23 protein-coding genes are annotated in these 23394 nt (G+C 62.5%); 18 read left to right on the top strand and 5 right to left on the bottom strand.

What is annotated here, in order from left to right; translation table 11 throughout:
- Positions 1-13 precede the first annotated feature (13 nt).
- The 6 genes from nuoN to mtnK all read left to right on the top strand — a co-directional run bounded on the left by nuoN (position 14) and on the right by mtnK (position 6063).
- The gene (gene nuoN, locus F758_RS0105340) at positions 14-1450 is read left to right on the top strand and encodes an NADH-quinone oxidoreductase subunit NuoN (protein WP_024506890.1); all 1437 of its coding nucleotides are present in this window, start codon (positions 14-16) and stop codon (positions 1448-1450) included.
- Positions 1451-2260: a biotin--[acetyl-CoA-carboxylase] ligase gene (locus F758_RS0105345; RefSeq protein WP_024506891.1), complete on the top strand. Its 810-nt coding sequence runs from the start codon at positions 1451-1453 to the stop codon at positions 2258-2260.
- The gene (locus tag F758_RS0105350) at positions 2260-3924 is read left to right on the top strand and encodes a ribonuclease J (RefSeq protein WP_024506892.1); all 1665 of its coding nucleotides are present in this window, start codon (positions 2260-2262) and stop codon (positions 3922-3924) included. Before F758_RS0105345 ends, F758_RS0105350 begins: the two co-directional genes overlap by 1 nt.
- A gap of 92 nt (positions 3925-4016) precedes the next feature.
- Positions 4017-4421: a methylmalonyl-CoA epimerase gene (gene mce / locus F758_RS0105355; protein ID WP_024506893.1), complete on the top strand. Its 405-nt coding sequence runs from the start codon at positions 4017-4019 to the stop codon at positions 4419-4421.
- Positions 4422-4428: 7 nt separating this feature from the next.
- Entirely contained in the window at positions 4429-4704 is a 276-nt protein-coding gene (locus F758_RS0105360; protein WP_024506894.1) for a DUF1467 family protein, read from the top strand.
- A 48-nt stretch (positions 4705-4752) separates the two neighbouring features.
- Positions 4753-6063, top strand: a complete 1311-nt coding sequence (gene mtnK, locus F758_RS0105365; protein WP_024506895.1) for an S-methyl-5-thioribose kinase — start codon at positions 4753-4755, stop codon at positions 6061-6063.
- Between the two features lie 176 nt (positions 6064-6239).
- Here mtnK and F758_RS0105370 read toward each other — a convergent pair whose 3' ends face one another.
- The 3 genes from F758_RS0105370 to F758_RS0105380 are packed head-to-tail and all read right to left on the bottom strand — an operon-like array spanning position 6240 to position 9823.
- On the bottom strand, positions 6240-7277 hold the full coding sequence (locus F758_RS0105370) for an ABC transporter permease (RefSeq protein WP_024506896.1): 1038 nt from the start codon (positions 7275-7277) through the stop codon (positions 6240-6242).
- A 12-nt stretch (positions 7278-7289) separates the two neighbouring features.
- Positions 7290-8792: a sugar ABC transporter ATP-binding protein gene (locus tag F758_RS0105375; protein WP_024506897.1), complete on the bottom strand. Its 1503-nt coding sequence runs from the start codon at positions 8790-8792 to the stop codon at positions 7290-7292.
- Between the two features lie 8 nt (positions 8793-8800).
- A complete protein-coding gene (locus F758_RS0105380) occupies positions 8801-9823 on the bottom strand; it encodes a sugar ABC transporter substrate-binding protein (protein ID WP_024506898.1) in 1023 nt (340 codons plus the stop codon).
- 874 nt (positions 9824-10697) lie between these two features.
- Here F758_RS0105380 and F758_RS0105385 point away from each other — a divergent pair.
- The 10 genes from F758_RS0105385 (at position 10698) to F758_RS0105430 (ending at position 20815) form a co-directional block, all read left to right on the top strand.
- Positions 10698-11069: a DUF2946 domain-containing protein gene (locus F758_RS0105385; protein WP_024506899.1), complete on the top strand. Its 372-nt coding sequence runs from the start codon at positions 10698-10700 to the stop codon at positions 11067-11069.
- A gap of 104 nt (positions 11070-11173) precedes the next feature.
- Complete coding sequence (locus tag F758_RS0105390; protein WP_024506900.1) at positions 11174-13639, top strand: TonB-dependent receptor; 2466 nt, start codon at positions 11174-11176, stop codon at positions 13637-13639.
- Positions 13640-13749: 110 nt separating this feature from the next.
- Positions 13750-14124, top strand: a complete 375-nt coding sequence (locus F758_RS0105395) for a DUF2946 domain-containing protein (RefSeq protein ID WP_024506901.1) — start codon at positions 13750-13752, stop codon at positions 14122-14124.
- 56 nt (positions 14125-14180) lie between these two features.
- Positions 14181-15179, top strand: a complete 999-nt coding sequence (locus tag F758_RS0105400) for a hypothetical protein (RefSeq protein ID WP_024506902.1) — start codon at positions 14181-14183, stop codon at positions 15177-15179.
- Positions 15180-15184: 5 nt separating this feature from the next.
- A complete protein-coding gene (locus tag F758_RS0105405) occupies positions 15185-15538 on the top strand; it encodes a copper resistance CopC family protein (protein WP_024506903.1) in 354 nt (117 codons plus the stop codon).
- Between the two features lie 15 nt (positions 15539-15553).
- Positions 15554-16513 (top strand): copper homeostasis membrane protein CopD, encoded by a 960-nt coding sequence (gene copD, locus F758_RS0105410; RefSeq protein WP_024506904.1) that lies wholly within the window; start codon positions 15554-15556, stop codon positions 16511-16513.
- Positions 16514-16542: 29 nt separating this feature from the next.
- A complete protein-coding gene (locus tag F758_RS0105415; protein WP_024506905.1) occupies positions 16543-17100 on the top strand; it encodes a copper chaperone PCu(A)C in 558 nt (185 codons plus the stop codon).
- Between the two features lie 333 nt (positions 17101-17433).
- Positions 17434-18753 (top strand): proline--tRNA ligase, encoded by a 1320-nt coding sequence (gene proS / locus F758_RS0105420; RefSeq protein ID WP_024506906.1) that lies wholly within the window; start codon positions 17434-17436, stop codon positions 18751-18753.
- A gap of 74 nt (positions 18754-18827) precedes the next feature.
- Positions 18828-20108 carry a lipoprotein-releasing ABC transporter permease subunit gene (locus tag F758_RS0105425; protein WP_024506907.1) on the top strand — a complete coding sequence of 427 codons (1281 nt, stop codon included), beginning with the start codon at positions 18828-18830 and terminating at the stop codon, positions 20106-20108.
- 5 nt (positions 20109-20113) lie between these two features.
- A complete protein-coding gene (locus F758_RS0105430; RefSeq protein ID WP_024506908.1) occupies positions 20114-20815 on the top strand; it encodes an ABC transporter ATP-binding protein in 702 nt (233 codons plus the stop codon).
- A 51-nt stretch (positions 20816-20866) separates the two neighbouring features.
- Here F758_RS0105430 and F758_RS0105435 read toward each other — a convergent pair whose 3' ends face one another.
- The gene (locus F758_RS0105435) at positions 20867-21136 is read right to left on the bottom strand and encodes a DUF3551 domain-containing protein (protein ID WP_024506909.1); all 270 of its coding nucleotides are present in this window, start codon (positions 21134-21136) and stop codon (positions 20867-20869) included.
- Positions 21137-21269: 133 nt separating this feature from the next.
- The gene (locus F758_RS0105440; protein ID WP_024506910.1) at positions 21270-21575 is read right to left on the bottom strand and encodes a DUF3551 domain-containing protein; all 306 of its coding nucleotides are present in this window, start codon (positions 21573-21575) and stop codon (positions 21270-21272) included.
- Positions 21576-21834: 259 nt separating this feature from the next.
- On the opposite strand from F758_RS0105440, the gene F758_RS0105445 reads away from it, so the two are divergent.
- Both F758_RS0105445 and F758_RS0105450 read left to right on the top strand, forming a co-directional pair.
- Positions 21835-22572: an outer membrane protein gene (locus F758_RS0105445; RefSeq protein ID WP_024506911.1), complete on the top strand. Its 738-nt coding sequence runs from the start codon at positions 21835-21837 to the stop codon at positions 22570-22572.
- 167 nt (positions 22573-22739) lie between these two features.
- Positions 22740-22973, top strand: a complete 234-nt coding sequence (locus F758_RS0105450; protein ID WP_035720911.1) for a hypothetical protein — start codon at positions 22740-22742, stop codon at positions 22971-22973.
- The last annotated feature ends 421 nt before the right edge of the window (positions 22974-23394 follow it).

The raw sequence follows: 23394 nt of genomic DNA on the forward strand, positions 1-23394 counted from the left end.
AGGATCAACCGCTATGAGCTTTGAGACTGCAGGTTATCAATTGCAGCCGGTTCTCCCCGAACTGGTCCTCGCCGTGGGGGGCATGGCGCTCCTGATGCTCGGCGCTTATCGGGGGCAGGGCACCACGAAGCTGGTGACGGGCCTTGCCGTGTGCCTGCTGGTCGTCGTCGGCATCCTCGAGCTGATGCTGCCCTCCGGCAAGCTCACGACCTTCGGCGGAAGCTTCATCGTCGACGATTTCGCGCGCTTCCTGAAGATCCTGGCGCTGATCGGCTCGGTGGTGACGCTGGTGCTCTCGGCCGAATTCCTCTCCGATGCGTCGCGGCGCATTTTCGAATATCCGATCCTGGTGGTGCTCTCCACCCTCGGCATGATGGTGCTGATCTCGGCCGGTGATCTGATCTCGCTCTATCTTGGGCTCGAGCTGATGTCGCTGGCGCTTTATGTGGTCGCCGCCAGCAACCGCGACAACGCCAAATCCACCGAGGCCGGCCTCAAATATTTTGTGCTCGGCGCGCTGTCCTCGGGCATGCTGCTCTATGGCGCATCGCTGATCTATGGCTTCACCGGCACGGTGAGCTTTACCGGGCTTGCGGCCGCGCTCAAGACCGGCACGGTCGGTGTCGCATTCGGCCTTGTGTTCCTGCTCGCCGGTCTTTGCTTCAAGGTCTCCGCCGTCCCGTTCCACATGTGGACGCCCGACGTCTATGAGGGGGCGCCGACGCCGGTTACGGCGTTCTTTGCTTCCGCACCGAAGGTGGCGGCGCTTGCGGTGTTCACCCGCATCACGCTCACGGCATTCCCGGGTATTCTCGCCCAATGGCAGCAGATCGTGGTGTTCGTCTCCATCGCCTCCATGGCGCTGGGATCCTTCGCCGCAATCGGCCAGCGCAACATCAAGCGGCTGATGGCCTATTCCTCGATCGGCCATATGGGTTTTGCGCTGGTGGGACTTGCCGCCGGCACGGTCGAGGGCGCCCAGGGCGTGCTGGTCTATATCGCGATCTATGTTGCCATGACGCTCGGTTCGTTCGCCATCATCATCGCGATCAAACGCAACGGCCAGAGCTTCGAAGATATCAGCGACTTTGCAGGCCTGTCGCGCACCAACCCGATGCTGGCCTTCTTCTTTGCCATGCTCCTGTTTTCATTGGCGGGCATTCCGCCGCTCGCGGGCTTTTTCGCCAAATGGTACGTGTTCGTCGCGGCGATCAAGGCGGGGCTGTTCACGCTCTCGGTCATCGGCGTGCTCACCAGCGTGGTCGGCGCCTATTATTATCTCCTCATCGTCAAGGTGATGTATTTCGATGAGCCGCTGACCAAGCTCGACCCTGTGCGGCTCGAATTGGGCACGGTGCTCGCCGTCGCAGGCCTCTTTAATATCCTGTTCTTCGTCTATCCCGGACCGCTGGTTAGCGCTGCGACATCAGCGGCCAAATCGCTGTTCTAGATGTCATTCGCACTCGGCCCGCGCGCAAGTTCTGCAGGTTACCGGCTCGCTGCCTTCGATCAGATCGGTTCGACCAATGCGGAGGCGATGTTGCGCGCGCGCGAGGGCGAGCGCGGTCCGATGTGGTTCGTCACGTCCGAGCAGACCGCCGGCCGTGGCCGGCGGCTGCGCCCCTGGATCGCGCCGCGCGGCAACCTTGCGAGCAGCATCCTGGAGGTCTTGACCGTTACCCCGGCGGTGGCGGCGACCCTTGGTTTTGCGGCGGGGCTCGCACTGGAATCCGCGCTTGCCAAGCTGTGCGTCGAAGCAGCCCTGCGTTCGCCGGGTTCGGATAACCTGAAATTCTCGTTGAAATGGCCCAACGACGTCCTGGCCGGACGGCAAAAGCTCGCCGGCATTCTGCTGGAGGCCGAAGCGGTGACGGGCGGGCTCGCGGTCGTGGTTGGGATCGGCACCAATGTCGTGGCGGCGCCGACCGATACGCCGACGCCCGCGACCTCGCTTCGCTCGCTCGGGATCGATGTCGGCGCCGAAGAGTTGTTCGCTGCCCTTTCGGATGGCTGGGCCGAGTTTCGCGCGATCTGGGACGGTGGCCGGGGATTTCGTGAAATTCGCCGGCTCTGGCTTGAGCGGGCGGCCGGACTCGGGCAAGCGGTGGCGATCAAGTCCGGCGACGAAGCGATCGAGGGAACGTTCGACACCATCGACGAGCAAGGCTGTATGATCGTCCGGACCGCCAGTGGGGAATTGGTGCCGATCACGGCGGGTGACGTCTATTTTGGCTCGGCGGCCTCGGCGGGTGCCACCTGATGGCAGATGAACTGACCTTTGCGCCGCTCGGCGGCGTCGGCGAGATCGGCATGAATCTGTCGATCTATGGCCTCGGCAATCGCCACCAGCGGTCCTTTCTCGCGGTCGACCTCGGTGTCTCCTTCGGCGATGAGGAGCATTTGCCTGGCATCGACCTCATCATGCCCGACATCTCGTTCCTCGAAAAAGAGCGCCAGAACCTCGTTGGTCTGGTGCTGACGCATGCCCACGAGGACCATTTTGGCGCCATCATAGACCTTTGGCCGCGGCTGAGATGCCCGATCTATGCGACCAAGTTCAGCGCCGCACTGTTCGAAGCGAAATGCGAAGCCGAGCGCAATCCGCCCAAAATCCCGGTCACGGTGGTGCCGTCGGGAGGCCGGATCGACGTCGGGCCGTTCAATGTCGAATTCATTCCGGTCGCGCATTCGATTCCGGAATCGCATGCGCTGGCGATCCATACCGAGATCGGTACGGTGCTGCACACCGGCGACTGGAAGATCGATCCGACGCCAATCATCGGCCCGCCGACCGACGAGCGGCGTTTGCGCGAGCTGGGCGATGCAGGCCTGCTTGCCTTGGTCGGGGATTCCACCAACACGGTCCGCGAGGGCCGCTCGCCGTCGGAGACCGAGGTCGCAAAGACCATTGCCGAGCTGGTGAAGGCCGCCCGCGGCCGCGTCGCGGTGACGACCTTTGCCTCGAACGTCGCCCGCATCAAGGCGGTGGCGGATGCGGCCAGGGCCGCGGAGCGCGAGGTTGTCGTCGTCGGCCGGGCCATGGCGCGCGTGGTGCAGGTGGCGCGCGAAACGGGCTATCTCGAGGGTGTGCAGGATTTCCGCAGCCCGGAGTTTTATGGCCATTTTCCGCCGGATCGGGTGGTGGCGCTCTGCACCGGCAGCCAGGGCGAGCCGCGCGCGGCCCTGGCGCGGATCGCCAATGACGATCATCCCGAGATAACGCTCAACAAGGGGGACCGCCTCATCTTCTCCTCGCGCACCATTCCGGGCAACGAGAAGGCTGTTGGCGCCATCATCAATGGCCTGGTGATGCAGGGGGTAGAGGTCATAACCGACCGCACGCATCTGGTTCACGTCTCCGGGCACCCGCGCCGCGACGAGCTGCGCGACATGCTGGCCTGGACACGGCCGCAGATCCTGATCCCCGTACACGGCGAGGCGCTGCATTTGTCCGAACACGCCCAGCTTGCGCGCGCCGCCGGCGTTCCCAAGGTGCTGACCTGCCGCAATGGCGATCTGATCAAGCTCGGGCCCGGCACGCCCGGCATCATCGACCAATTGCCGTCTGGCCGGCTCTACAAGGATGGCACCATCCTGGAGGACGCCAAGTCGCGCGCCGTAATCGAGCGGCGGCGGATGGGATTTGCGGGGTGCGTCTTTGTGGCCATTGCCATGACCGAAAAAGGGGAGCTCGCCGACGATCCGGAGATTGATCTTGTCGGTATCCCCGAGAAGAATACCGCCGGCGAAACGTTCGACGACATCGTCTTCGACGTAGTGGTCTCGACAATCGAGGGGTTGCCGCGGCCCAGGCGGCGCGATCCGGATGCGCTCGCCGAGTCGGTGCGCCGGGCGGTTCGCGGCACGATCAACGAATATTGGGGCAAGAAGCCGCTCTGTCTCGTGCACGTTCTCGAGGTCTAGAGCATGATCCGGAAAGGTGCGTAGCGGTTTTCCGAAAAGATCATGCTCAATCCAAAGAGCCAACGCGCAAAAACAATAAAGGGAGGACTCGCATGCTCGGCCGGCTCAATCACGTGGCGATCGCGGTCAAGGATGCAGAGAAGGCCGCGAAGATCTACGGCGCCGCCTTCGGCGCCGACATCTCGAAGGCCGTGCCGCTGCCCGAGCATGGCGTGATCACCGTGTTCGTCACATTGCCCAATACCAAGATCGAGTTCATCCAGCCGCTCGGCGACAATTCGCCGATCGCGAAATTCCTCGAGCGCAACGCCGAGGGCGGCATCCATCACCTCTGCTATGAGGTGCCTGACATCATTGCCTCCCGTGACACGCTGATCAAGGAAGGCGCGCGGGTGTTGGGAGATGGTGAGCCCAAGATCGGCGCGCATGGCAAGCCGGTCCTGTTCCTGCATCCGAAGGATTTTTCGGGCGCGCTGGTCGAGATCGAGCAGGCGTAGGCGCACGATGGCCTATACTCTCTCGACCGCGTTTGCGATCTACTTCGTGATCTGGTGGGTCACGCTGTTCCTTACTCTGCCGTTCGGCGTGCGCAGTCAGCATGAGGACGGCGTGGGCGCGCCGGGCACCGACCCGGGCGCACCGATCGCAAGCCGGATGGGCATCAAGCTGATCTGGAATACGGTCATTTCGGCCGTGGTTTTCGGCCTGGGCATGCTCGCCTACGACGCAGGCTATCTTTCGATCGAGCGATTATCAAAGCTGATGGGCATGCCGTATTAGGCGGCGAATTGAAGCGCTCGACGTAGCGACCGCAGGGGAGGAACGGTCATGAATTTGCAACAACGGCCGGTGCGCGATTCCAAGCCAGGCCCGTACCGCGTCCTGCGTGAGGCTGACCTGCGGGACTACTTGGCGCAATTGCCTGATGTTGCGGACCGGCTTGGAGGCACACCGGACGCCTGGTCAATCAGCGAGGTCGGTGACGGCAATCTCAATCTCGTCTTCATTGTCAGGGGCAGCGCGGGCGGGATCGCCGTCAAGCAGGCGCTGCCCTATGTGCGCCTGGTCGGCGAGAGCTGGCCGTTGCCGCTCTCGCGCGCGCATTATGAATATCTCGCGCTCACCCATCAGGCGCGGCTGGCGCCCGGCCTGGTGCCTGCGGTCCTGCATCACGACGAGGCGCTGGCGCTGACCGCGATGGAGCTGCTCGAGCCCCATATCATCATGCGCAAGGGGCTGATCGCCGGCACGATCTATCCGCGCTTTGTCGAGGACGTCACGACGTTCCTGGCCAGAACGCTGTTCTTTACCTCCGATCTTGCCGTTTCCGCGGCGCAGAAGAAGGAGGGAATCGCCGCGTTTGCCGGCAATCACGCGCTTTGCAAGATCACGGAAGATCTTATTTTCACCGATCCCTATCGCGAGGCGGAGCAGAACCGCTGGACCGCGCCCTGGCTCGACAAGATGGCCGCGCGCTTTCGCGAGGATCTCGATGCCCATGTCGCGATCTCGCGCCTCAAGCTCAAGTTCATGGGCCAGCCGCAAGCGTTGATCCACGGCGACCTCCACACGGGATCGATCATGGTGACGGAAACCGAGACGCGGGTGATCGATCCCGAATTCGCCTTCTACGGCCCGATGGGTTTCGATATCGGCGCCGTGCTCGCCAATCTGATCATGGCCTATCTGGCCTCCGCCGGCCATGAGCGCAGCGCGGGCGAGCGGCGCGCCTTCGAGGCTTGGCTGCTGCAGACGATTGAGCAGGTCTGGACCGAGTTCGCCCGCAAATTCGTGGAGCTGTGGCGCAGTGAGGCGCATGGGGACGGCTATCCGAAAACGCTGTTTGCGGGCCTGACGGGCGAGGCGTGGCTTGAAGCCGAGCGGCAGCAATACGTGGAGCAGCTATTTCGGGATACTGTCGGCTTTGCCGCGGCAAAGATCATCCGCCGTATCCTCGGGCTTGCGCACAATATCGACTTCGAATGGATCGAGGACGCGCGTCGCCGTGCGGTTTGCGAGGCAAGAAGCTTGCATCTCGCGCGCGCGATGCTGGTAGACACCGAATCATTCGCGACCATCGGCGACGTGACCAGGCGCGCTCGCCAGCTCCGAGACTGGCAGCCGGATTTTGCTGAATGAGGGCCTAAGCAAACCGGCAGTCAATACCGTCACCCTGAGGTGCTCGCGTAGGCGAGCCTCGAAGCGCGACGGCCGGCTCTCGCAGCGGGGCCGTTCATCCTTCGGGGCCGCCGCTTCGCGTCGGCGCCTCGGGATAACCGGGAGAGAGTGTGTGTGAATCGCTTCGAGCGCCTGGGCTACTCCGCCGCCTTGGCCCGCAGCCGCTGGGCATAGACGTTGATCACGAGTGCCGCGAGCAGGATGAGGCCGCGGATCAATATCTTCAGGAAACTGTCGATGTTGACGTGATCTAGCCCATTGTTGAGCACACCCAGCACGAACAGGCCGACGATGGTGTTGCCGATACCGCCGCGGCCGCCGAACAGGCTGGTGCCGCCGACCACGACAGCGGCGATCGAGTCCAGCAGATAGGTGTCGAATTCGTTCTGCTGCGCGCTGCCGAAATGTGCGACGCCCAGCATGCCTCCGATCCCAGAACAGACTGCCGCGATGACCATGACGCTGCCGAGGATCAGCTTGACATTGAGTCCGGAATATTCGGCGGCCTCGCGGTTACCGCCGACCATGTAGACGTAGCGGCCAAAGCGCGTGTAGGTCAGCACGAGATGTCCGATAAGCAGCATCAGGGCGGCGACGATGACGATCCAGGGAATGCCGCCAATCGAGGCGGAGCCGAGCGTTGCGATCAGGTCGGGCACCTTGTAGGCAATCTGTCCGCGCACCAGGAGCGCCGAGATGCCGGCTGCGATCTGCATCATGGCCAGCGTCATGATGAAGGAGGGGATACCGATCAGCGTCAGCCCGAGCGCGTTGATGAGGCCGAGTCCGGCACAGAGCGCAAGGGCGAGCAGGATCGCCGCCCAGCCGGGCAGGGGGATGTTGGCGATGTTGACGTAGGATTCCTGCGCCGTGAAATAGGCGACCGCAATGCCGGTGACGTTGGCGATGCTGGCGATCGAGAGGTCGATCTCGGCGCAGAGGATGACGAAGGTCAGTCCAACCGCGATGATGCCGGTGACCGAGACCTGGGTCAGGATGTTGCCGACATTATCGATGGTCGCAAAAGAGGGGCTGGCAACCGCAAAGAATGCGGACAACAAGATCAGCGTCAGGAACGGCGCGATGTTGCGCATCTGCGAGCGCAGCAAGGCGGCAATCTTGCCGGAAGCTTTCCGGTGGTCGGCGTGGACCGCTGCGCTATCACTACTCGCCATAAAGCCCCTCCTTCAGGCCGCTTCCAACAGGCGATCCTTGCTGATCGCCTCGTTGGCAAACTCGCGCACCACGGCGCCGCGCTTCAACACGAGGATGCGATCGGCGAGCGAGAGCACGGTCTCGGGCTCGGTCGAGAGCACGATGATGGCGAGCCCCTGTTCGCGCAAGCTCCTGACAATGTGGATGACGTCGTTCTTGGCGCCGACGTCCATGCCGCGTGTCGGCTCGCAGAGCACGAGCAGGCGCGGCGGGAAGGTGAGCCATTTGGCCAGCGCGACTTTCTGCTGATTGCCGCCGGAGAGCATGCCGAGATCGAGTTCGACCGCCGTGGGCCTGATCTGCAATTGTTCCACCTGGCGCATCGCGATCGCACGCTCACGCGCGGGCTTGAGCCATACGGATGAGATGCGATCGAGAATGCTGATCGAGACGTTCTTGTAGACCGGTTCCTGGTGGAAGAGCATGGCGCGGCGGCTCTCGGGTACGAAGGCGATGCCGGCGCGTCGCGCATCGGCCGTAGAGGCAAACGCCTTCGCCTTGCCCGCGACCTCAAGCGTCCCGCGGTCGGGCCTTAGCTTGCCGAACAGGATGCGTGCAAGCTCGATCTGGCCGCATCCCATGAAGCCATAGATGCCCAGCACCTCGCCGGCCCGCGCCTGGAAAGAGACTTCCCGCAGGCTGCGGCTGAGCGAAAGCCCGTTTGCGGTCAGTACCACCGGCTGCCGGCTTGGTGGGGGCAAGGCGACATCATGGGTATAGGTCTCCTCCAGAGCCTCGCGGCCCTTACCGATCATGGCTTCGATCAGCTCGGCTTTGGTGGTGGCAGCCGCAGCGGTCTCCGCCACCTTCCGGCCGTTGCGAAACACCGTCACCGTGTCGGAGATGTTCAGGATGTCCTCGATGAAATGCGAAATGAACACGATCGCGGTGCCTGCGTCGCGCAGCCGCCGCAAGGTCGCGAACAGGCGCTCGACTTCAGGCGGAGACAGTGCCGAGGTCGGCTCGTCCAGGATGATGATGCGCGCGCCCGAGAACAGCACGCGGGCAATCTCGATCAGTTGCTGCAGCCCGATCGGAAGATCGCCGAGCCGGCACATCGGGTCCACATGGATCCCGAAGCGGGCAAGCTGCTCGCCGGCTTCGCGTGCCATGCGCCGCCACTGCACGAGCCCAAGGCGGTTGGTCGGCTGCACGCCGAAGAACACATTTTCGGCGACCGACAGATCGGGCGCGACGCTGAGTTCTTGATGCACCATTGCAATGCCGGCCGCCCGCGAGTCGCGGGTCGAGCGAAAGCGGGTCTCGCGGCCGTCCAGCATGAAACGGCCAGAAAATTCCGGGTGCACGCCGGCGATGATCTTCATCAGCGTGCTCTTGCCGGCGCCGTTCTCGCCGACGAGACCGTGGACCTCGCCGGGATAAAGCGCGAAGTCGACCCCACGCAGAGCCTCGACGCCACCGAAGGCTTTCGTGATCTGCGTGAGTTCGAGGATGGGTGAGCGGGCCTCCGACATCGGCAAGCTCAGATCAGGAAGTGATCCTCCATCCACTGCATGCCGGGCGCGTTGGCCTTGGTGACGACCGGGCCGTCGGTCACGACGTTCTTGGGGATACCGCCCTGACCGGTTTTCTCGCCCGCGACAACAGCGGCGACGCCCGCGACGATGGCACCACCATGGATACGGCAGGAGGGGTTGCGCACGGTCGCATACATCCGGCCGTCGCTCACCGCCTGGATTGCCGGCGGCATGGCGTCGACGCCGCCGATCAGGATGTTGGTGCGGCTATGCGCCTTCATGATGTTGTAGGCGGCGAGCGCCATGTCGTCATTGTGGAAGAAGGCCGCGTCGATCTGCGGGTATTTTGTCAGATAGGTCTCCCAAAGACGCGCCGTCTTCGAGACGTCCCAATCCGCGGGCTGGGTGTCGAGCACCTCGATGTTCGGATACTGCTTGATGACCGAGTTGAAGCCCTTGGCGCGGCCCTGCGCGCCGGTATGGCCCAGCGCGCCCTGGGTCATGATCATTTTGCCCTTGCCGCCGATGGCGTTGACCAGCGCCTGCGTCACCGACGCGCCCATGAACTCGTTGTCGGGTGCGAGAAAGGCATGGACGTTGATCTGGTCCAGCGGCGCGATCAGCGTATCCATATCGATCACGGGAATGCCGGCATCGATCATCTTCTGCACGGGCTGGGTCAGCGTGCCGATGCCGAAGGCCTGGATCGCAACAAAATCCCATTTCTGCGAGGCCATATTGTCGATGGCAGCGCGCTGCTTGACCGCGTCGAGCTGGCCGTCGAACCAGGTGACCTCTACATTGAACAGCTTGCCCCACCATTCCGCCGCCTGCTTGCCCTGCGCACACCAGGTGGCTTGCAGGCCGGCATTGGAGAACGCGGCCTTGAGTGGCTTCTCCGAGCGGGTGACTTCGGCGGCCATGGCCGGGTTGACGCCCATCGCGCCCAGCATTGCCGCAGCCGCCCCGGCGCCTGCCGCCTGAATAAGATCTCGCCTGCTCGCTTTAGATTGATCCGTCCCGGACATTGCTCGCTCCCATCGTGCCTTTTTATGACCGCTGCATCTTGCTCGCGCCGCGATTGGAGGGACAGTGTCTCACAATCGATCTGTTCCCGCTATGGGCAGTTCGGATGCTTCCTCGACGAGGCGTTGTGCACCGCATTTGATAGAGCAATGCAGGAGCGGTGATAGGCGTGGTGCTGCGCCGGCTCGTTCTGAAGCTGCGGCGTCCCTGCAATCGTAAAGGCACGCCCGCTGATGGCTTGTCGTCGACCCGTGATGCAGCACCCGCGCGCTTAAGCGGTCATCTTGCGCGATGCTTGGCTTCTTAGCGTGTCGGCGCAAGCGACAGATCGCTGCGGTGCTCGCAGTGATGTCGCATGGAGCGACTCATTCTCTACAGAAGGCACGCAGCAGCGCTGCACCAAAAAAAGAGCAGGGCAGCGGGCCCTGCTCGAAAAATTGTGTCGACCCTTTGTACCCGCAAAATTTAGATTTGATCTTGCTGGCGGGACGACGCTGCTTCTGCGCGTCAGGGCTCCTCCCGAGACTTGGACCACCAGGCTTGGCTTGCGGCGTAGCCTGTAGATGGATTCCTAGACTATCTTTATTGCCTTGTCATCATTTTCGGCAACGAATGTTCAAAGTTCGAGCAGTTTTCGAAACGATTGGAAATTGCTCACCCGGGATCGCATCCCTGTGCACCCGTTTAGTGGCAGGTAATATAGTAGTGCATTGGCTGCGCCTGTAAAAGGCATGTCACTTCAGCGCATTGCTGCCATAACCGGCCGCGGTCCGAATAATTCTGTGTTCGCAATTGGTGGCCCGACCTCCGGGATCAACCTGATCTCGACTTGGAACTTCCGTGGTGATTAGGTAGTGCGTCAATCGGATTTCCCTGATGCGGCGGCGTCTGCAAAAATTCCTTCCGGTCGTTCTGGTCGCACTGGCGGTGCAAATCCTCGCACCGATTGCCGCTTGTTGGGCTGCCGCTCTCGCTGCGTCCGACCCGCTGCCCTTGGCGGAAATCTGTCACGGCATTCCCGGCGATGAATCCGGGCAGGGCGATCAGGGCGGACATCCTGCCCATGATGGTGCCTGCGCCATCTGCTGCGCGCTGCAGGCGAGCGGGTCCGCCGATGCGCCGCGGATGTTTGCGGTGTGGACTCCCTATCGTCAGGCGACAGTCATCGTCTGGCGTGAGGCGGCGGGGTTTTCAGCGCTCCGCACGGGCTCGAACGCGCAGGCGCGAGCGCCCCCGACACTTTCCTGATCGCAGTTGAACGACCCCGCGTGGCCTCGTGCCGCGCCGGATGAGCCGTGTTCGCGGCCGACGATTTTCGCCGGCGTGTCGGTCAGGAAGGATTTTAATTCAAGATGTCTCGTGTTCATGCCCTCGGCGGCATGAGCGTGGTCGCGATGGAGTTGGCGCTATCCCTGGCGTCCGCCGCAAACGCTCAATCCAGCCAAAACGTGCTGCCGACCCTCGTCGTCCATGCGCCTCGCGCGGCGGAGCGCAGGAGCAAGCCGCCAGCGCCCGTCGGACCGCGCGCGCAGAAGCCTGCGAGCTTGCCGCAGCAGGCTCCGGTGGTCTCGTCGACTATCGACGGCGGCGGCGTCAACGCGTCCTACGCGACGCCGCCCGTCAAGGAACGCTACCAACTGCCGCAGCAGTCCTACAGCATCACGGCCAGGCAGATTGAGGAGACCATCAACCTCAAAGATCCCGAGGACGCCGTCAAATACATGCCGAGCCTGTTCGTCCGCAAGCGCAACGACGGCGACAATCAGGCGGTGCTGGCCACCCGCACCTGGGGTGTCAATTCCAGTGCACGGACGCTCATCTACTACGACGATCTGCTGATCTCGGCTCTCATCAATAACAACAACCAAAACGGCTCGCCCCACTGGAACCTGATCTCGCCGGAGGCGATCCAGCGGATCGATTTCCTGAACGGACCGTTCGCGGCGGCCTATCCGGGAAACTCCATTGGCGGCGTGCTCCTGATCACGTCGAAAATGCCGGACAAGCCGTTCGCAACCGCCAAGGAAACGGTGTCGGTCATGCCGTGGAAGCAATACGGCACCAAGGACGCCTATGTCACCAGCCAGACCAGCGCGGCCGCAGGCAATCGCAACGGCGCTTTGTCCTGGCTGGTCACCGCCAATTATCTCGATACTTACCAGCAGCCGCTCACTTATGTGACCAACGGCGCGATTCCGGCCGGGACGACCGGCGCCTTTCCGGCGCTCAACAAGCAGGGGCTGGCCGCCAATGTCGTGGGGGCAGGGACGCTTGCGCACTCGCAGCAGGCCTCGGGTAACGTCCGGCTTGCCTATGATTTTACGTCGACGGTCCAGGGAACGTATTCCCTTGGGGTCTGGAACAACGTTCAGACCTCAAATCCTCAGAGCTATTTGACATCGACAGCGACGGGGTTGCCGACCTTCGCGGGGCTGTCCGCCTTTGCGAGCAACAAGTACACCTGGGAAGAAACGCATCTGAGCAATGCGGTGTCGCTGAAGAGTGACACCAAAGGGGTATTCGACTTCGATCTGTCGGCTTCGACCTACAACTACCTTCAGGATACGATACTCAATCCGTTCACGGTGGCCGCGACGGGCGTCGGCTATTCGCTGAACGGCAAGATCACGCGCAATGACGGCACCAACTGGCAGAACGCGGATGCCAAAGCCGTCTGGCGCCCTCACGGCTATGATGGGCCGCATGAGATCAGCTTCGGCATTCACGGCGACCGCTACAGGCTCGAGAATCCGGTCTATGCGTCGACGGTCTGGACCACTACATCGTCAACGGGCACCGGGGCGCTCTATTCGGACGGCGAGGGCGAGACGCGTACCGGCGCGCTCTGGATTCAGGATGCCTGGAAGATCGTGCCCAATCTGAAGCTGACGCTGGGCGGGCGGCTGGAAAGCTGGGAGGCGCATGACGGTCTCAACGTCAATACGATCACGACGGCGGCCGGGGCGATCACCAGAACATTTGCGACCAACCAGCCGCAGCTCAATTCGACGAATTTTTCGCCAAAGGCCTCGCTGTCCTACGATCCCGACAAGGAATGGAATATCACCGCGAACTTCGGTGAAGCCTATCGCTATCCGACCGTGGCGGAGCTCTACCAGAACGTCAGCTCGGGCGGAAACGTCTTTCTGCCCAATCCGCTTTTGCTGCCGGAGCAGGATTTCAGCGGCGAACTGAATATCGAACGCCACTGGGACGACGGCCGCGTGCGCCTGACGCTGTTCGGGGAGCGCACCAACAACGCGCTGATCTCGCAGACCAACACCGTCACGAATGCCAGCACCGGCGCGCAATCCTTGCAAACCTCCGTCAGCAATGTCGGAGCCATCCGCATGCAAGGCGTCGAACTGTCGGCGGACAAGAACAACGTGCTGGTCGCGGGCCTGCAGGTGTTCGGCAGCGTGACCTATGTCGATTCCCGTATCCTGTCGGATCCGACCTGGGCGGGCACCAATCCGCTGACGGGTCTTCCCGACACGGTCGTCGGCAAGCGGGTGCCCTATGTCCCGGACTGGCGAGCCCGGTTCGGGGTTACCTATCGGCCCAACGATAGCTGGGCCTATACGGTGGCTGCGCGCTACAGCGGGAAACAGTATTCGACGCTCGACAACACCGACATCATCCCCCACGTCTACGGTGCCTTCGACAATTACTTCGTCGTGGATATGAAGATCCACTACGCTGCGACCAGGAATTTCTCGTTCGATTTCGGCATCGATAACCTGTTCGACGAGCAGTATTTCCTGTTCCATCCCTTTCCCGGACGGACCTATGTGCTCGCCGCCAAATACACCTTCTGAAGGACATCTCATGAGGTTTGTGTCACCCGAAGGAGGAGGCGGTCAGCGGGCGATCTCGACTCGGGACTTCCGTAGTGATTAGCTACTTGCGCGCCTAACCGGATTTGCGGATGCAGCGGTTGCAAAGAAAGTTCCTGCCGGTTCTCCTGATCGCACTGGTGGTGCAGATCTTGGCGCCGATCCTCGCCTGCTGGGCCACCGCAGCCGTGACGTCCGATCCGCTGCAGATAGCTGAGATCTGTCACGGCGCTCCGGGCGGGACCTCAGGTGGGAGCGATCAGGGCGCCCCTCGCGCGCATGACGAGGCCTGCATCCTTTGTTGCGCGGCGCAGGCCAGCGCTTCCGGCGACGCGCCGCAGCAAGCGGCCTTCACGATTCCTTACCGCCAGACCACGCGCGTGGTCTGGAGCGCAACGGCACCGCGGCCGCCACTGTCCCGTGTCGGCTCCAATACGCAGGCCCGCGCCCCGCCACTGCCGATGTGATGTCGCGGTCATTCGGCCGCCGAAGCATCGTTCTCAGGCAGTTGCGGAGATTCCCAATGTCCTTCCGTCCCATGCGTACGAGTCTCGCCGGACTCGGTGCCGCCCTTATTCCGTTACATCCAGGCGTAGCCCACGAAATTGTCGGCAATCGCTTCTTCCCGGCAACGCTCAGCATCGATGATCCCGGCGTCAATGACGAGCTGGCGCTTCCGACCGTCGACAGCTTCAAGACGGGCGACGATCCGCCGGCGCGGCAGCGCGACATCTCGGCTGAATTCGCCAAGCGCATCACCGAGGATTTTGCGATCTCGCTTGGCTCGACCTACACCTTTCTCCGCTCGGTCGATCCGACGATCGCGGGGGCCAGCGGTTTCCAGAACCTGGAGACGACGTTCAAATACCGGGTGTTCAGAAGTCCCGAACATGAGTTCGTGTTGTCGGCGGGCTTGAGCGTGGAGTGGGGCGGCACCGGGGCTTCGAGCGTCGGCGCCGATCCCTTCAACACCTACACGCCGACGATCTATTTCGGCAAAGGCTTGGGCGACCTGCCGGATACCTTGTCCTGGCTCAGGCCGGTCGCGATCACCGGTCAGGTCGGCTATGCGATACCCGAGCGGAGTTCAACGACCACCTTCGCGCTCGATCCCGACAGCGGCGCGCTGACGGCCGAGACCGAATTCCATCCGCGCGTGCTAAACTGGGGCGGCACGATCCAATACAGCATGCCCTATCTGAAATCCGCGGTGATGGATCTGGGCCTGCCGGATTTCATCAATCATCTGATCCCGCTGGTCGAGGCCAACCTGCAGACGCCGGTATCGAACACCCTGACCTCGGGAACGTTGACCACCGGCACCATCAACCCCGGCGTGATCTGGGTTGGCAACTATTTCCAGATCGGCGTCGAGGCGCTGATCCCGATCAACCGCCGAAGCGGCAGCAATGTCGGCGTGATCGCGCAGCTCCACTATTACCTCGATGACATCGATCCACACGGCATCGGCAAGCCGCTGTTCGGCGGCGCCGCGCAACCCGCCAGCCCCTTTACAAGGTAATGATCATGCGACACTCATCTCTGATTGGAATCCCGCTTGCGCTCATGCTTACGACCGGCGTCGCGCAGGCCCATGCGCTCCTCGATCACGCCGAGCCGCGCGTCGGCAACAAGGTCGCAAATCCACCGCGCGAGGTGACCTTGTGGTTCACGCAGAAGCTGGAGCCAGCCTTCAGCCACATCACGGTGACCAACGCGGCCGGCGAACGCGTCGATGGCGGCAAGACCCGCGTCAGCGGCAACCAGATGTCGGTCACGCTGCGCGGGGGCGGCAACGGCACCTATCGCGTGAACTGGCATGTGCTCTCGGTGGATACCCACACCACCGACGGCAGTTTCACCTTCCAGGTCGGGCAGTAGGTCGGCGGCAAGCCCATGAGCTGGTTGCTCGCGGAGATCGATGGTCCGTTGGTGCTGACGCGCGCGATTCATTTCGCGGCGTCGGCCGCGACCGCCGGCCTCCTCATCTTTCGTAGCTTGGTGGCCGAACCGGCCCTGCGGGCCGCGCCGAAAGGCAGCGCGATCGTCCGGTCGCGCCTGACGGTCCTTGCCTGGGCCGCACTTGCGATTTCCGCCGCGAGCGGCCTGATCTGGCTTGCGCTGCAGACCATGTCGATCGCGGGTCTTGGCCTCAATGAGGCGATGAGATCCGGCGCTGTGTGGACCGTCCTCGATGAGACGCAATTTGGCTTGGTTGCGGAAATCCGCGCCGCGCTGGCCGTCCTGCTGGCGGCGTGTCTGCTGCTCGACCGCTTCGTGCTCTCGCGCCGGCTCGCGCTCTTCGCGGCGTTGGGACTGGTCGGCGCGCTCGCTTGGACGGGGCATGCCGGATCGACGCTTGGAGAATTGGGTGATCTGCATCTTGCCGCCGACGTTCTCCATCTCGGCGCCGTGTCCGCCTGGATTGGCGGGCTGATCGGACTTCCGGTTCTATTCGCCGTTGCGCGGCGTTCAGGCTTCGAATGCGGATTGCTGCAATCGGATGCTGTCAGGCGGTTTTCTACCATCGGCGTCGCCGGCGTGGCCGTCCTGATCGGATCGGGACTCGTGAGCGCATGGATTCTCGTCGGTTCGTTCCGCGCGCTGGTTCTCACCGATTACGGGCAGCTCCTGATGCTCAAGATCGCGGTGTTCGCAATCATGGTCGGCTTCGCCGCGGTGAACCGGCTCTGGCTTACACCTCGGCTCGCGCTGACCGCCAAGAGCGGCGGGGATCGGCGCGCGCTTTCGGCACTAAGACGCAACACTCTCATCGAGCTCGTGCTCGCGTTTGCGATCTTTGTCATGGTCGGAGTGCTCGGCACGCTGCATCCCGCCATTCACCTCGTCCACTGAAATCGCTTCAACAAGAAGGAGTAGAGCAAATGTCAATCCGAAAACTGAGGTTGGCGTCGATCGCCTGCGCCGCCTTGGTCGCGTCCGTCGTTGCTGCGCCCGTGCGTGCCGACGACGTCAAGGCCGGCGACCTCGTCATCAGTCAGGCCTGGAGCCGTGCCACGCCGAACGGCGCGAAGATCGGCGGCGGCTATCTGACGATCGAGAACAAGGGCAGCGCGCCTGACCGGTTGGTCGGCGGATCATCCGATGTCGCCAGTAGCGTACAGGTCCATGAAATGTCCATGGAGAACGGCGTCATGAAGATGCGCCCGGTCGAGAAGGGGCTCGCCATCGATCCCGGCAAGACGGTCAAGCTCGCGCCCGGCGGCTATCATCTGATGATGATGGATCTGAAGGCGCCGCTGAAGCAGGGCGACAAGGTCCCGGTCACGCTCGAGTTCGAGAAGGCCGGCAAGGTGACGGTCTCGCTGGAGGTCGAGGGCGTTGGCGCACAAGGGCCGGTTGGTGCCTCGGCCGGAGGCTCGGGCATGGGCGGCAAGATGGAGATGAAGAAGATGCCCGATCACTCCGGCATGAAGATGTGAACCTGGCCTGGCCGGTGCGTCGCCTTGGCCGCCCGCCGTCGCCTCTGGCGGCGCCTGGCGGCCGAGCCGATCCGCGGCCGAATTGGTGCTTTAGAAAACTACGCTAAAGGAGGATTTCGGGCCGTTTCCACAATGGGATAGGCCGATTTTTTCAGGCGATGCGTCACGCCTGACGTGTTTGTGTCTTAATCATGGTTCTAATCTATGCGAGGGAAATGGCTGGAAATCCGATGGCTTAGCGGGTTTCTTTGAAGTCCTCCCTTGTGTTTTGGCGGCTGATCCGGTTTCACTGCAGCCCGCAAACTCCTGATATCGATTCCCAAGGCGCGGCCCATGCGATTGACGCGGTTTTTCCTGCCCATCCTGAAAGAGAATCCGAAAGAGGCGGAGATCGTTTCGCATCGGCTGATGCTGCGCGCAGGCATGCTGCGGCAGGAAGCGGCGGGCATCTATGCCTGGCTGCCGCTTGGCTTTCGTGTCCTGAAGAAGATCGAGCAGATCGTGCGCGAGGAACAGGACCGCGCCGGTGCGCTGGAATTGCTGATGCCGACGCTGCAGCTCGCCGATCTCTGGCGCGAGAGCGGCCGCTATGAGGCCTACGGCCCGGAGATGCTTCGTATCAGCGACCGCCACAAGCGCGAGCTCCTGTATGGGCCGACCAACGAGGAAATGATCACCGAGATCTTCCGCGCTTACGTGAAGTCTTACCGGAATTTGCCGCTCAACCTCTATCACATCCAGTGGAAATTCCGCGACGAGCAGCGTCCGCGCTTTGGCGTGATGCGCGGTCGCGAGTTTCTGATGAAGGACGCGTACTCCTTCGATCTCGATGAGGCCGGCGCGCGGCGTTCCTACAACAAGATGTTCGTCGCGTATTTGCGCACCTTCGCGCGGATGGGGTTGAAGGCCATCCCGATGCGCGCGGAAACGGGGCCGATCGGCGGCGATCTCAGCCATGAATTCATCGTGCTGGCCGAGACCGGCGAGTCCGCCGTCTATTGCGACCGCAATGTGCTGGAGTTGCCGGTACCGGGTGAGGACGTCAATTATGACGGCGACCTGACGCCGATCATCAAGCAGTGGACCTCGCTCTATGCGGCCACCGAAGACGTGCACGAGGCCGCGCGCTTCGAGCGCGAAGTCCCAGTCGAGCGCAGGGTGAACACGCGCGGCATCGAGGTCGGCCAGATCTTCTATTTCGGCACCAAATATTCCGAACCGATGAAGGCCTATGTCGCCGGTCCCGATGGGGGCGAGGTGCCGATTCATGGCGGCTCCTATGGCGTCGGCGTCTCGCGCTTGCTCGGCGCCATCATCGAGGCCTGCCACGACGATGCCGGGATCAAGTGGCCGGAGCCGGTGGCCCCGTTCACGGCGACCATTTTGAACTTGAAGCAGGGCAGCGACGACACCGACACGGCCTGCGAAAAACTCTATCGCGAGTTGATGGCGAAGGGCGTCGATGTCCTGTATGACGACACGGATCAGCGCGCGGGCGCGAAATTCGCCGCCGCCGACCTGATCGGAATTCCGTGGCAGATCATGGTCGGACCGAAGGGGCTTGCCGAAGGCAAGATCGAGATCAAGCGACGTGCGGACGGTGCGCGCGAGAGCATGTCTGCCGCCGACGTGGTGGCGCGGATCGCCGGCTGACATTATCCACCGAGCACGCCTCCCGCAGCGGCCAATCCGGCCACATTTGCCCCGAATCATGGGATTATCGAGGGATGGATGAGACCATGAACGAATCGACCCGAACCGCACCTTTCGCGCCGTTCGAATGGATGCTGTCGGCGCGCTATTTGCGTGCGCGCCGCAGGGAAGGATTCATCTCGGTCATCGCCGGCTTCTCCTTTCTCGGCATCATGCTGGGCGTCGCCACGCTGATCATCGTGATGGCGGTGATGAACGGCTTTCGTAAGGAACTGCTGGACAAGATCCTCGGCCTCAACGGCCATCTTCTGGTGCAGCCATTGGAGTCTCCACTCACTGACTGGAAGGATGTTGCCGAACGCATCAGCCAGGTTGAGGGAATACGGCTCGCGGCACCAGTGGTGGACGGCCAGGGGCTGGCATCCTCGCCCTTCAACGCGGCCGGCGTGCTCATTCGCGGCATGCGGGCGGACGACCTGAACAATCTCACCTCGATCGCCAAGAACATCAAGCAAGGTTCGCTCGAGGGCTTTGACGAGGGGCAGGGAATCGCGATCGGCCGCAGGCTCGCCGACCAATTGTCGGTGCATGCCGGCGACAGCGTCACGCTGGTATCCCCGAAGGGCGCGGTGACCCCGATGGGCACCACGCCGCGCATCAAGCCCTATCGAGTCGCGGCGGTGTTCGAGATCGGCATGTCGGAATATGACGCCGGCATGGTGTTCATGCCGCTCACGGAGGCGCAGGCCTATTTCAACCGCAACAACGACGTCACCGCGATCGAGGTCTTCACCAACAATCCTGATCGCATCGACGCTTTCCGAAAGAGTGTGACCGAGGCGGCCGGACGCCCGATCTTCCTGGTCGACTGGCGACAACGCAATTCGACCTTCTTCAACGCGCTTCAGGTGGAGCGCAACGTGATGTTCCTGATCCTGACCATGATCGTGCTGGTCGCGGCGCTCAACATCGTGTCGGGGCTGATCATGCTGGTGAAGGACAAGGGCAGCGACATCGCCATCCTGCGCACCATGGGGGCGTCGCAGGGAGCGATCATGCGGATATTCCTGATCACGGGGGCCGCCATCGGCGTGGTCGGAACGCTGGTCGGGTTCTGTGTCGGGCTCATCATCTGCCTCAACATCGAATCGATCCGCCAATTCCTGTCGTGGGTCACTAACACCGAATTGTTTTCGCCCGAGCTTTATTTCCTTTCAAAGCTGCCGGCCGAAGTCGATTTCGGCGAGACCACCGCCGTCGTGATCATGGCGCTGACGCTCTCTTTCCTTGCCACGCTCTATCCGTCCTGGCGCGCCGCCCGGCTCGATCCGGTCGATGCGCTGCGTTACGAATGAGGGACCTGATGGAGCAGGGGACGGAAGATGTGCCGGTCATCTATCTCCACGAGATCAAGCGCCAGTACATGCAGGGCGATGAACCGCTGACGATTCTCAGCGGCGCCAAGCTCGCGCTCTGGGCAGGGCAGTCGGTGGCGCTGGTCGCGCCCTCGGGCTCGGGCAAGTCCACCCTGCTGCACATCGCGGGCCTGTTGGAGACTCCCGATGAGGGGGAGGTCTATGTCGGGGGAGCTCCGACGTCGCAATTATCCGACGTCGAACGCACCCAGATTCGCCGCACCGAAATCGGTTTCGTCTATCAGTCGCACCGGCTGCTGCCGGAATTCTCCGCGCTTGAGAATGTCATGCTGCCGCAGATGATCCGCGGCCTGAAAAAGTCCGAGACGGTCAAGCGCGCGACCGAAATCCTCACCTATCTCGGTCTTGGGGAGCGCCTGAAGCATCGGCCGGCGGAGCTCTCGGGCGGCGAGCAGCAGCGCGTTGCAATCGCGCGCGCGGTCGCCAACGCGCCGCGCGTGCTGCTCGCGGACGAGCCGACCGGTAATCTCGATCCCCACACCTCCGATCACGTCTTCCAGGCGCTGATGCAGCTCGTGAAGGCCACGCACGTGGCGATGCTGATCGCGACCCACAACATGGAGCTGGCCGGCCGGATGGATCGTCGCGTGTCGATCGTCGAGGGCCAGATCGTCGAGCTGGATTGAGACCGGTCGGCGCTGGAATTGCGCCGCACACCCCAGTCGAAGCGGCCCGGCTCAGTAGGCGCGGTGATGATGCCGCCGATAGTGAACCGGCGGTTCGCCGATTCCCGCGGTTGCGAAAAACGGATTGACGAGACACTGCGCAGAGCGGCCCGATGCGGATGCATTGCATTGCGCGAGCGAGGTGTAGCGGCACTCGTAGTAGTTGAGCGGGCCATAGACGTGCAGACAGACCGGATAGGACGGATCGTAGGTCTGCGCGTGAACGCTCGCGGATGCAAGGACGGTTCCGAGCGCCAAAACTGCCAAAGCCGGAATGCGCATCTCAAAACCTCCCATGCGAAAGATCGCCAGCCGCATCGCCGCATGATGCCGCGGTCTTAAGGCACCGGATCGCTCTGTCGCGCGCCAGTCAACTCACGTTCGCGCGCGCACTCTCATCCGCTCGCGCTGGTTTTCAGTGCTCCCAATACGGATTCGGCGGATAGGGAATATAGCGCGACGGGAACGGGCGTTTGCGGTTGGCATAGGCATAGGGGTCGTCGCTCGGGCCGGCGAAGAAGGGATTCGCGATGCAGGTCAGAAATCGCCCCGATGCGGAAGCCATGCACTGCGCGTAGCTGTCGAAAGTGCATTTGCTGAGGCCCGGATACTCATCGCCCTGAATGCAGAACGGATGGCGCACGCCGACAGCATTCGCCGGCTGATTCCCGAGCGTTGTTGCAGCGCCAAGCGCGAAGACAACGAAAGCAATATTGCGCATGAGGCGCATGTGCATCTCCCACAAATTCTCCACACGCTCGGCACGTTTTCGCCACAATGCGTAAGCGTTCACCTGCTTGTAATCGAGCCTGAAAGCACTGCAAATCAAAAGTTCCAGAAGTGCTTACACCAGCAGTGTTAATTTGCATTAAGCCAGGCGGCGCTTTCGACGCGAGTGTTGCGCTCCAGTTACAGCAATTCCCGCTGGCACTGTTATGACGCGTGCGGCCCGGGGGCCATCAAAAGGAATCGAAAACGAAATGACGAAGAAATTGCTGCTTGTGACTGCGAGCATCGTCGCCCTCAGCGCGGCGGCGCCCGCATTTGGCGCAGACTTGGCTGCGCGTCCTTACACCAAGGCGCCGCCAGCGCCGGTGGCCGCGATCTATGACTGGACCGGCTTCTATATCGGCATCAACGGCGGTTGGGGCTCGAGCCACAATTCCTGGGACTTCCTCGGCGTGCTGCCCGAAGGTTCCCATGATGCGACCGGCGGCACCGTCGGTGGTCAGATCGGCTATCGCTGGCAGATGGGCCAGTTTGTGTTCGGTGTTGAAGGGCAGGGCAACTGGGCCGACTTTAGCGGCTCCAACGTGAGCCTCGCTTTCCCGGCTGACAGCAACCGGACCAAGATCGACGCGTTCGGTCTGATCACCGGTCAGATCGGCTACGCCTTCAACAACGTGCTGCTCTACGCTAAGGGCGGTGCTGCGGTGACCAGCAGCCGCTTCAGCGTCAACTCGGCTCTGACCGGCGTGGAGCTGGCGAGGACCGACGAGACCCGTTGGGGTGGTGCCGTTGGTGGCGGCGTCGAAGTCGGCTTCGCGCCGGGCTGGTCGGTTGGCGTCGAATACGATCACCTGTTCATGCAGGACGGTACGGTGACCTTCACCACGCCGGCTGGTGCCGTGGCTTCCGATCGCATCCGTCAGGATGTCGATCTCGTGACCGCGCGCATCAACTACAAGTTCGGCGGCCCGATCATCTCCAAGTACTGATCGCCTAAACAACTGATCTTTGACGCGTTAAGCGGCGGATCGAAAGCCCCGGCCTCACGGCCGGGGTTTTTGCTTGTGGGCCAAAGTGCGAACGTCGGCTCGGAGGCCGAGATCCTGGATCCGGCCTGATAGCGGAGAGACCCTAGTTTCCGGGGGGCGTTGAATTGATGTCGCGCAAAGCCACCCGGCGACTCGGTCGTATTTTTCCGTTCATGTTCGAGGTGGTCGTCGAAAAGCGCGGCAGATCGCGATGGGAGTGGCGCGTTTGCAACAGCGCTGGCAAGATCATTATGTCCGGCTGGGAAAATAGCCGGGACGGAGCCAAGTACCGCGGCGATCGCGCGCTGTTTCACCTCCTGCTCGCCTCATCAGGGCCGGACGAGCCGCCGCTTCCAGACTAGCCGCGGTCTGCCGCGATTGTTGGCGGCTCCAATTAACCAACCCGAGGGGTTTCAAGACGCCACGGTCGGGCTCACCTTGACGCAAGAACAAAAAAGGAACAATGTTCTCTCTATGTTCTTCGTCCGTGGAGGCAGTGCAATGTTGAAGATCTTCGTGGAAGAGGCGGCGGCGCTGGCATCGATCACGCTGTTCGTCGGCATGATCGCGGTGTGGGCGCAGCTCATTACCCAGTTCTGATGTTTCCCAATTCTGATTCTGACAGGAAGCTGGCGCTGGGGAAAAGCCGGACGGCGGTGCCAAACCTGCGTTGGTGCGTGGACTCTTTCCGCAGGGGCCATCACCATGTTGGAAGCGAGTCGGTGGGCGAGGGTGCCTCGAACAAAGCCGCTCATCGCTCTGACCCACGCAAGCTTTGATCCC

Source organism: Bradyrhizobium sp. ARR65 (genome assembly GCF_000472385.1).
Taxonomy (GTDB): Bacteria; Pseudomonadota; Alphaproteobacteria; order Rhizobiales; family Xanthobacteraceae; genus Bradyrhizobium.

Bases quoted from the DNA above. Each gene is read 5' to 3' on its own strand.
- F758_RS0105380 (WP_024506898.1), bottom strand. From the start codon at position 9,823: ATGTCCGGGACGGATCAATCTAAAGCGAGCAGGCGAGATCTTATTCAG.
- proS (WP_024506906.1), top strand. From the start codon at position 17,434: ATGCGATTGACGCGGTTTTTCCTGCCCATCCTGAAAGAGAATCCGAAA.
- F758_RS0105405 (WP_024506903.1), top strand. From the start codon at position 15,185: ATGCGACACTCATCTCTGATTGGAATCCCGCTTGCGCTCATGCTTACG.
- F758_RS0105445 (WP_024506911.1), top strand. From the start codon at position 21,835: ATGACGAAGAAATTGCTGCTTGTGACTGCGAGCATCGTCGCCCTCAGC.
- F758_RS0105345 (WP_024506891.1), top strand. From the start codon at position 1,451: ATGTCATTCGCACTCGGCCCGCGCGCAAGTTCTGCAGGTTACCGGCTC.
- F758_RS0105385 (WP_024506899.1), top strand. From the start codon at position 10,698: ATGCGGCGGCGTCTGCAAAAATTCCTTCCGGTCGTTCTGGTCGCACTG.
- F758_RS0105395 (WP_024506901.1), top strand. From the start codon at position 13,750: ATGCAGCGGTTGCAAAGAAAGTTCCTGCCGGTTCTCCTGATCGCACTG.
- mtnK (WP_024506895.1), top strand. From the start codon at position 4,753: ATGAATTTGCAACAACGGCCGGTGCGCGATTCCAAGCCAGGCCCGTAC.
- F758_RS0105370 (WP_024506896.1), bottom strand. From the start codon at position 7,277: ATGGCGAGTAGTGATAGCGCAGCGGTCCACGCCGACCACCGGAAAGCT.
- F758_RS0105390 (WP_024506900.1), top strand. From the start codon at position 11,174: ATGTCTCGTGTTCATGCCCTCGGCGGCATGAGCGTGGTCGCGATGGAG.
- nuoN (WP_024506890.1), top strand. From the start codon at position 14: ATGAGCTTTGAGACTGCAGGTTATCAATTGCAGCCGGTTCTCCCCGAA.
- F758_RS0105425 (WP_024506907.1), top strand. From the start codon at position 18,828: ATGGATGAGACCATGAACGAATCGACCCGAACCGCACCTTTCGCGCCG.
- F758_RS0105435 (WP_024506909.1), bottom strand. From the start codon at position 21,136: ATGCGCATTCCGGCTTTGGCAGTTTTGGCGCTCGGAACCGTCCTTGCA.
- F758_RS0105375 (WP_024506897.1), bottom strand. From the start codon at position 8,792: ATGTCGGAGGCCCGCTCACCCATCCTCGAACTCACGCAGATCACGAAA.
- F758_RS0105450 (WP_035720911.1), top strand. From the start codon at position 22,740: ATGTCGCGCAAAGCCACCCGGCGACTCGGTCGTATTTTTCCGTTCATG.
- F758_RS0105350 (WP_024506892.1), top strand. From the start codon at position 2,260: ATGGCAGATGAACTGACCTTTGCGCCGCTCGGCGGCGTCGGCGAGATC.
- F758_RS0105360 (WP_024506894.1), top strand. From the start codon at position 4,429: ATGGCCTATACTCTCTCGACCGCGTTTGCGATCTACTTCGTGATCTGG.
- copD (WP_024506904.1), top strand. From the start codon at position 15,554: ATGAGCTGGTTGCTCGCGGAGATCGATGGTCCGTTGGTGCTGACGCGC.
- F758_RS0105440 (WP_024506910.1), bottom strand. From the start codon at position 21,575: ATGCGCAATATTGCTTTCGTTGTCTTCGCGCTTGGCGCTGCAACAACG.
- F758_RS0105415 (WP_024506905.1), top strand. From the start codon at position 16,543: ATGTCAATCCGAAAACTGAGGTTGGCGTCGATCGCCTGCGCCGCCTTG.
- F758_RS0105400 (WP_024506902.1), top strand. From the start codon at position 14,181: ATGTCCTTCCGTCCCATGCGTACGAGTCTCGCCGGACTCGGTGCCGCC.
- mce (WP_024506893.1), top strand. From the start codon at position 4,017: ATGCTCGGCCGGCTCAATCACGTGGCGATCGCGGTCAAGGATGCAGAG.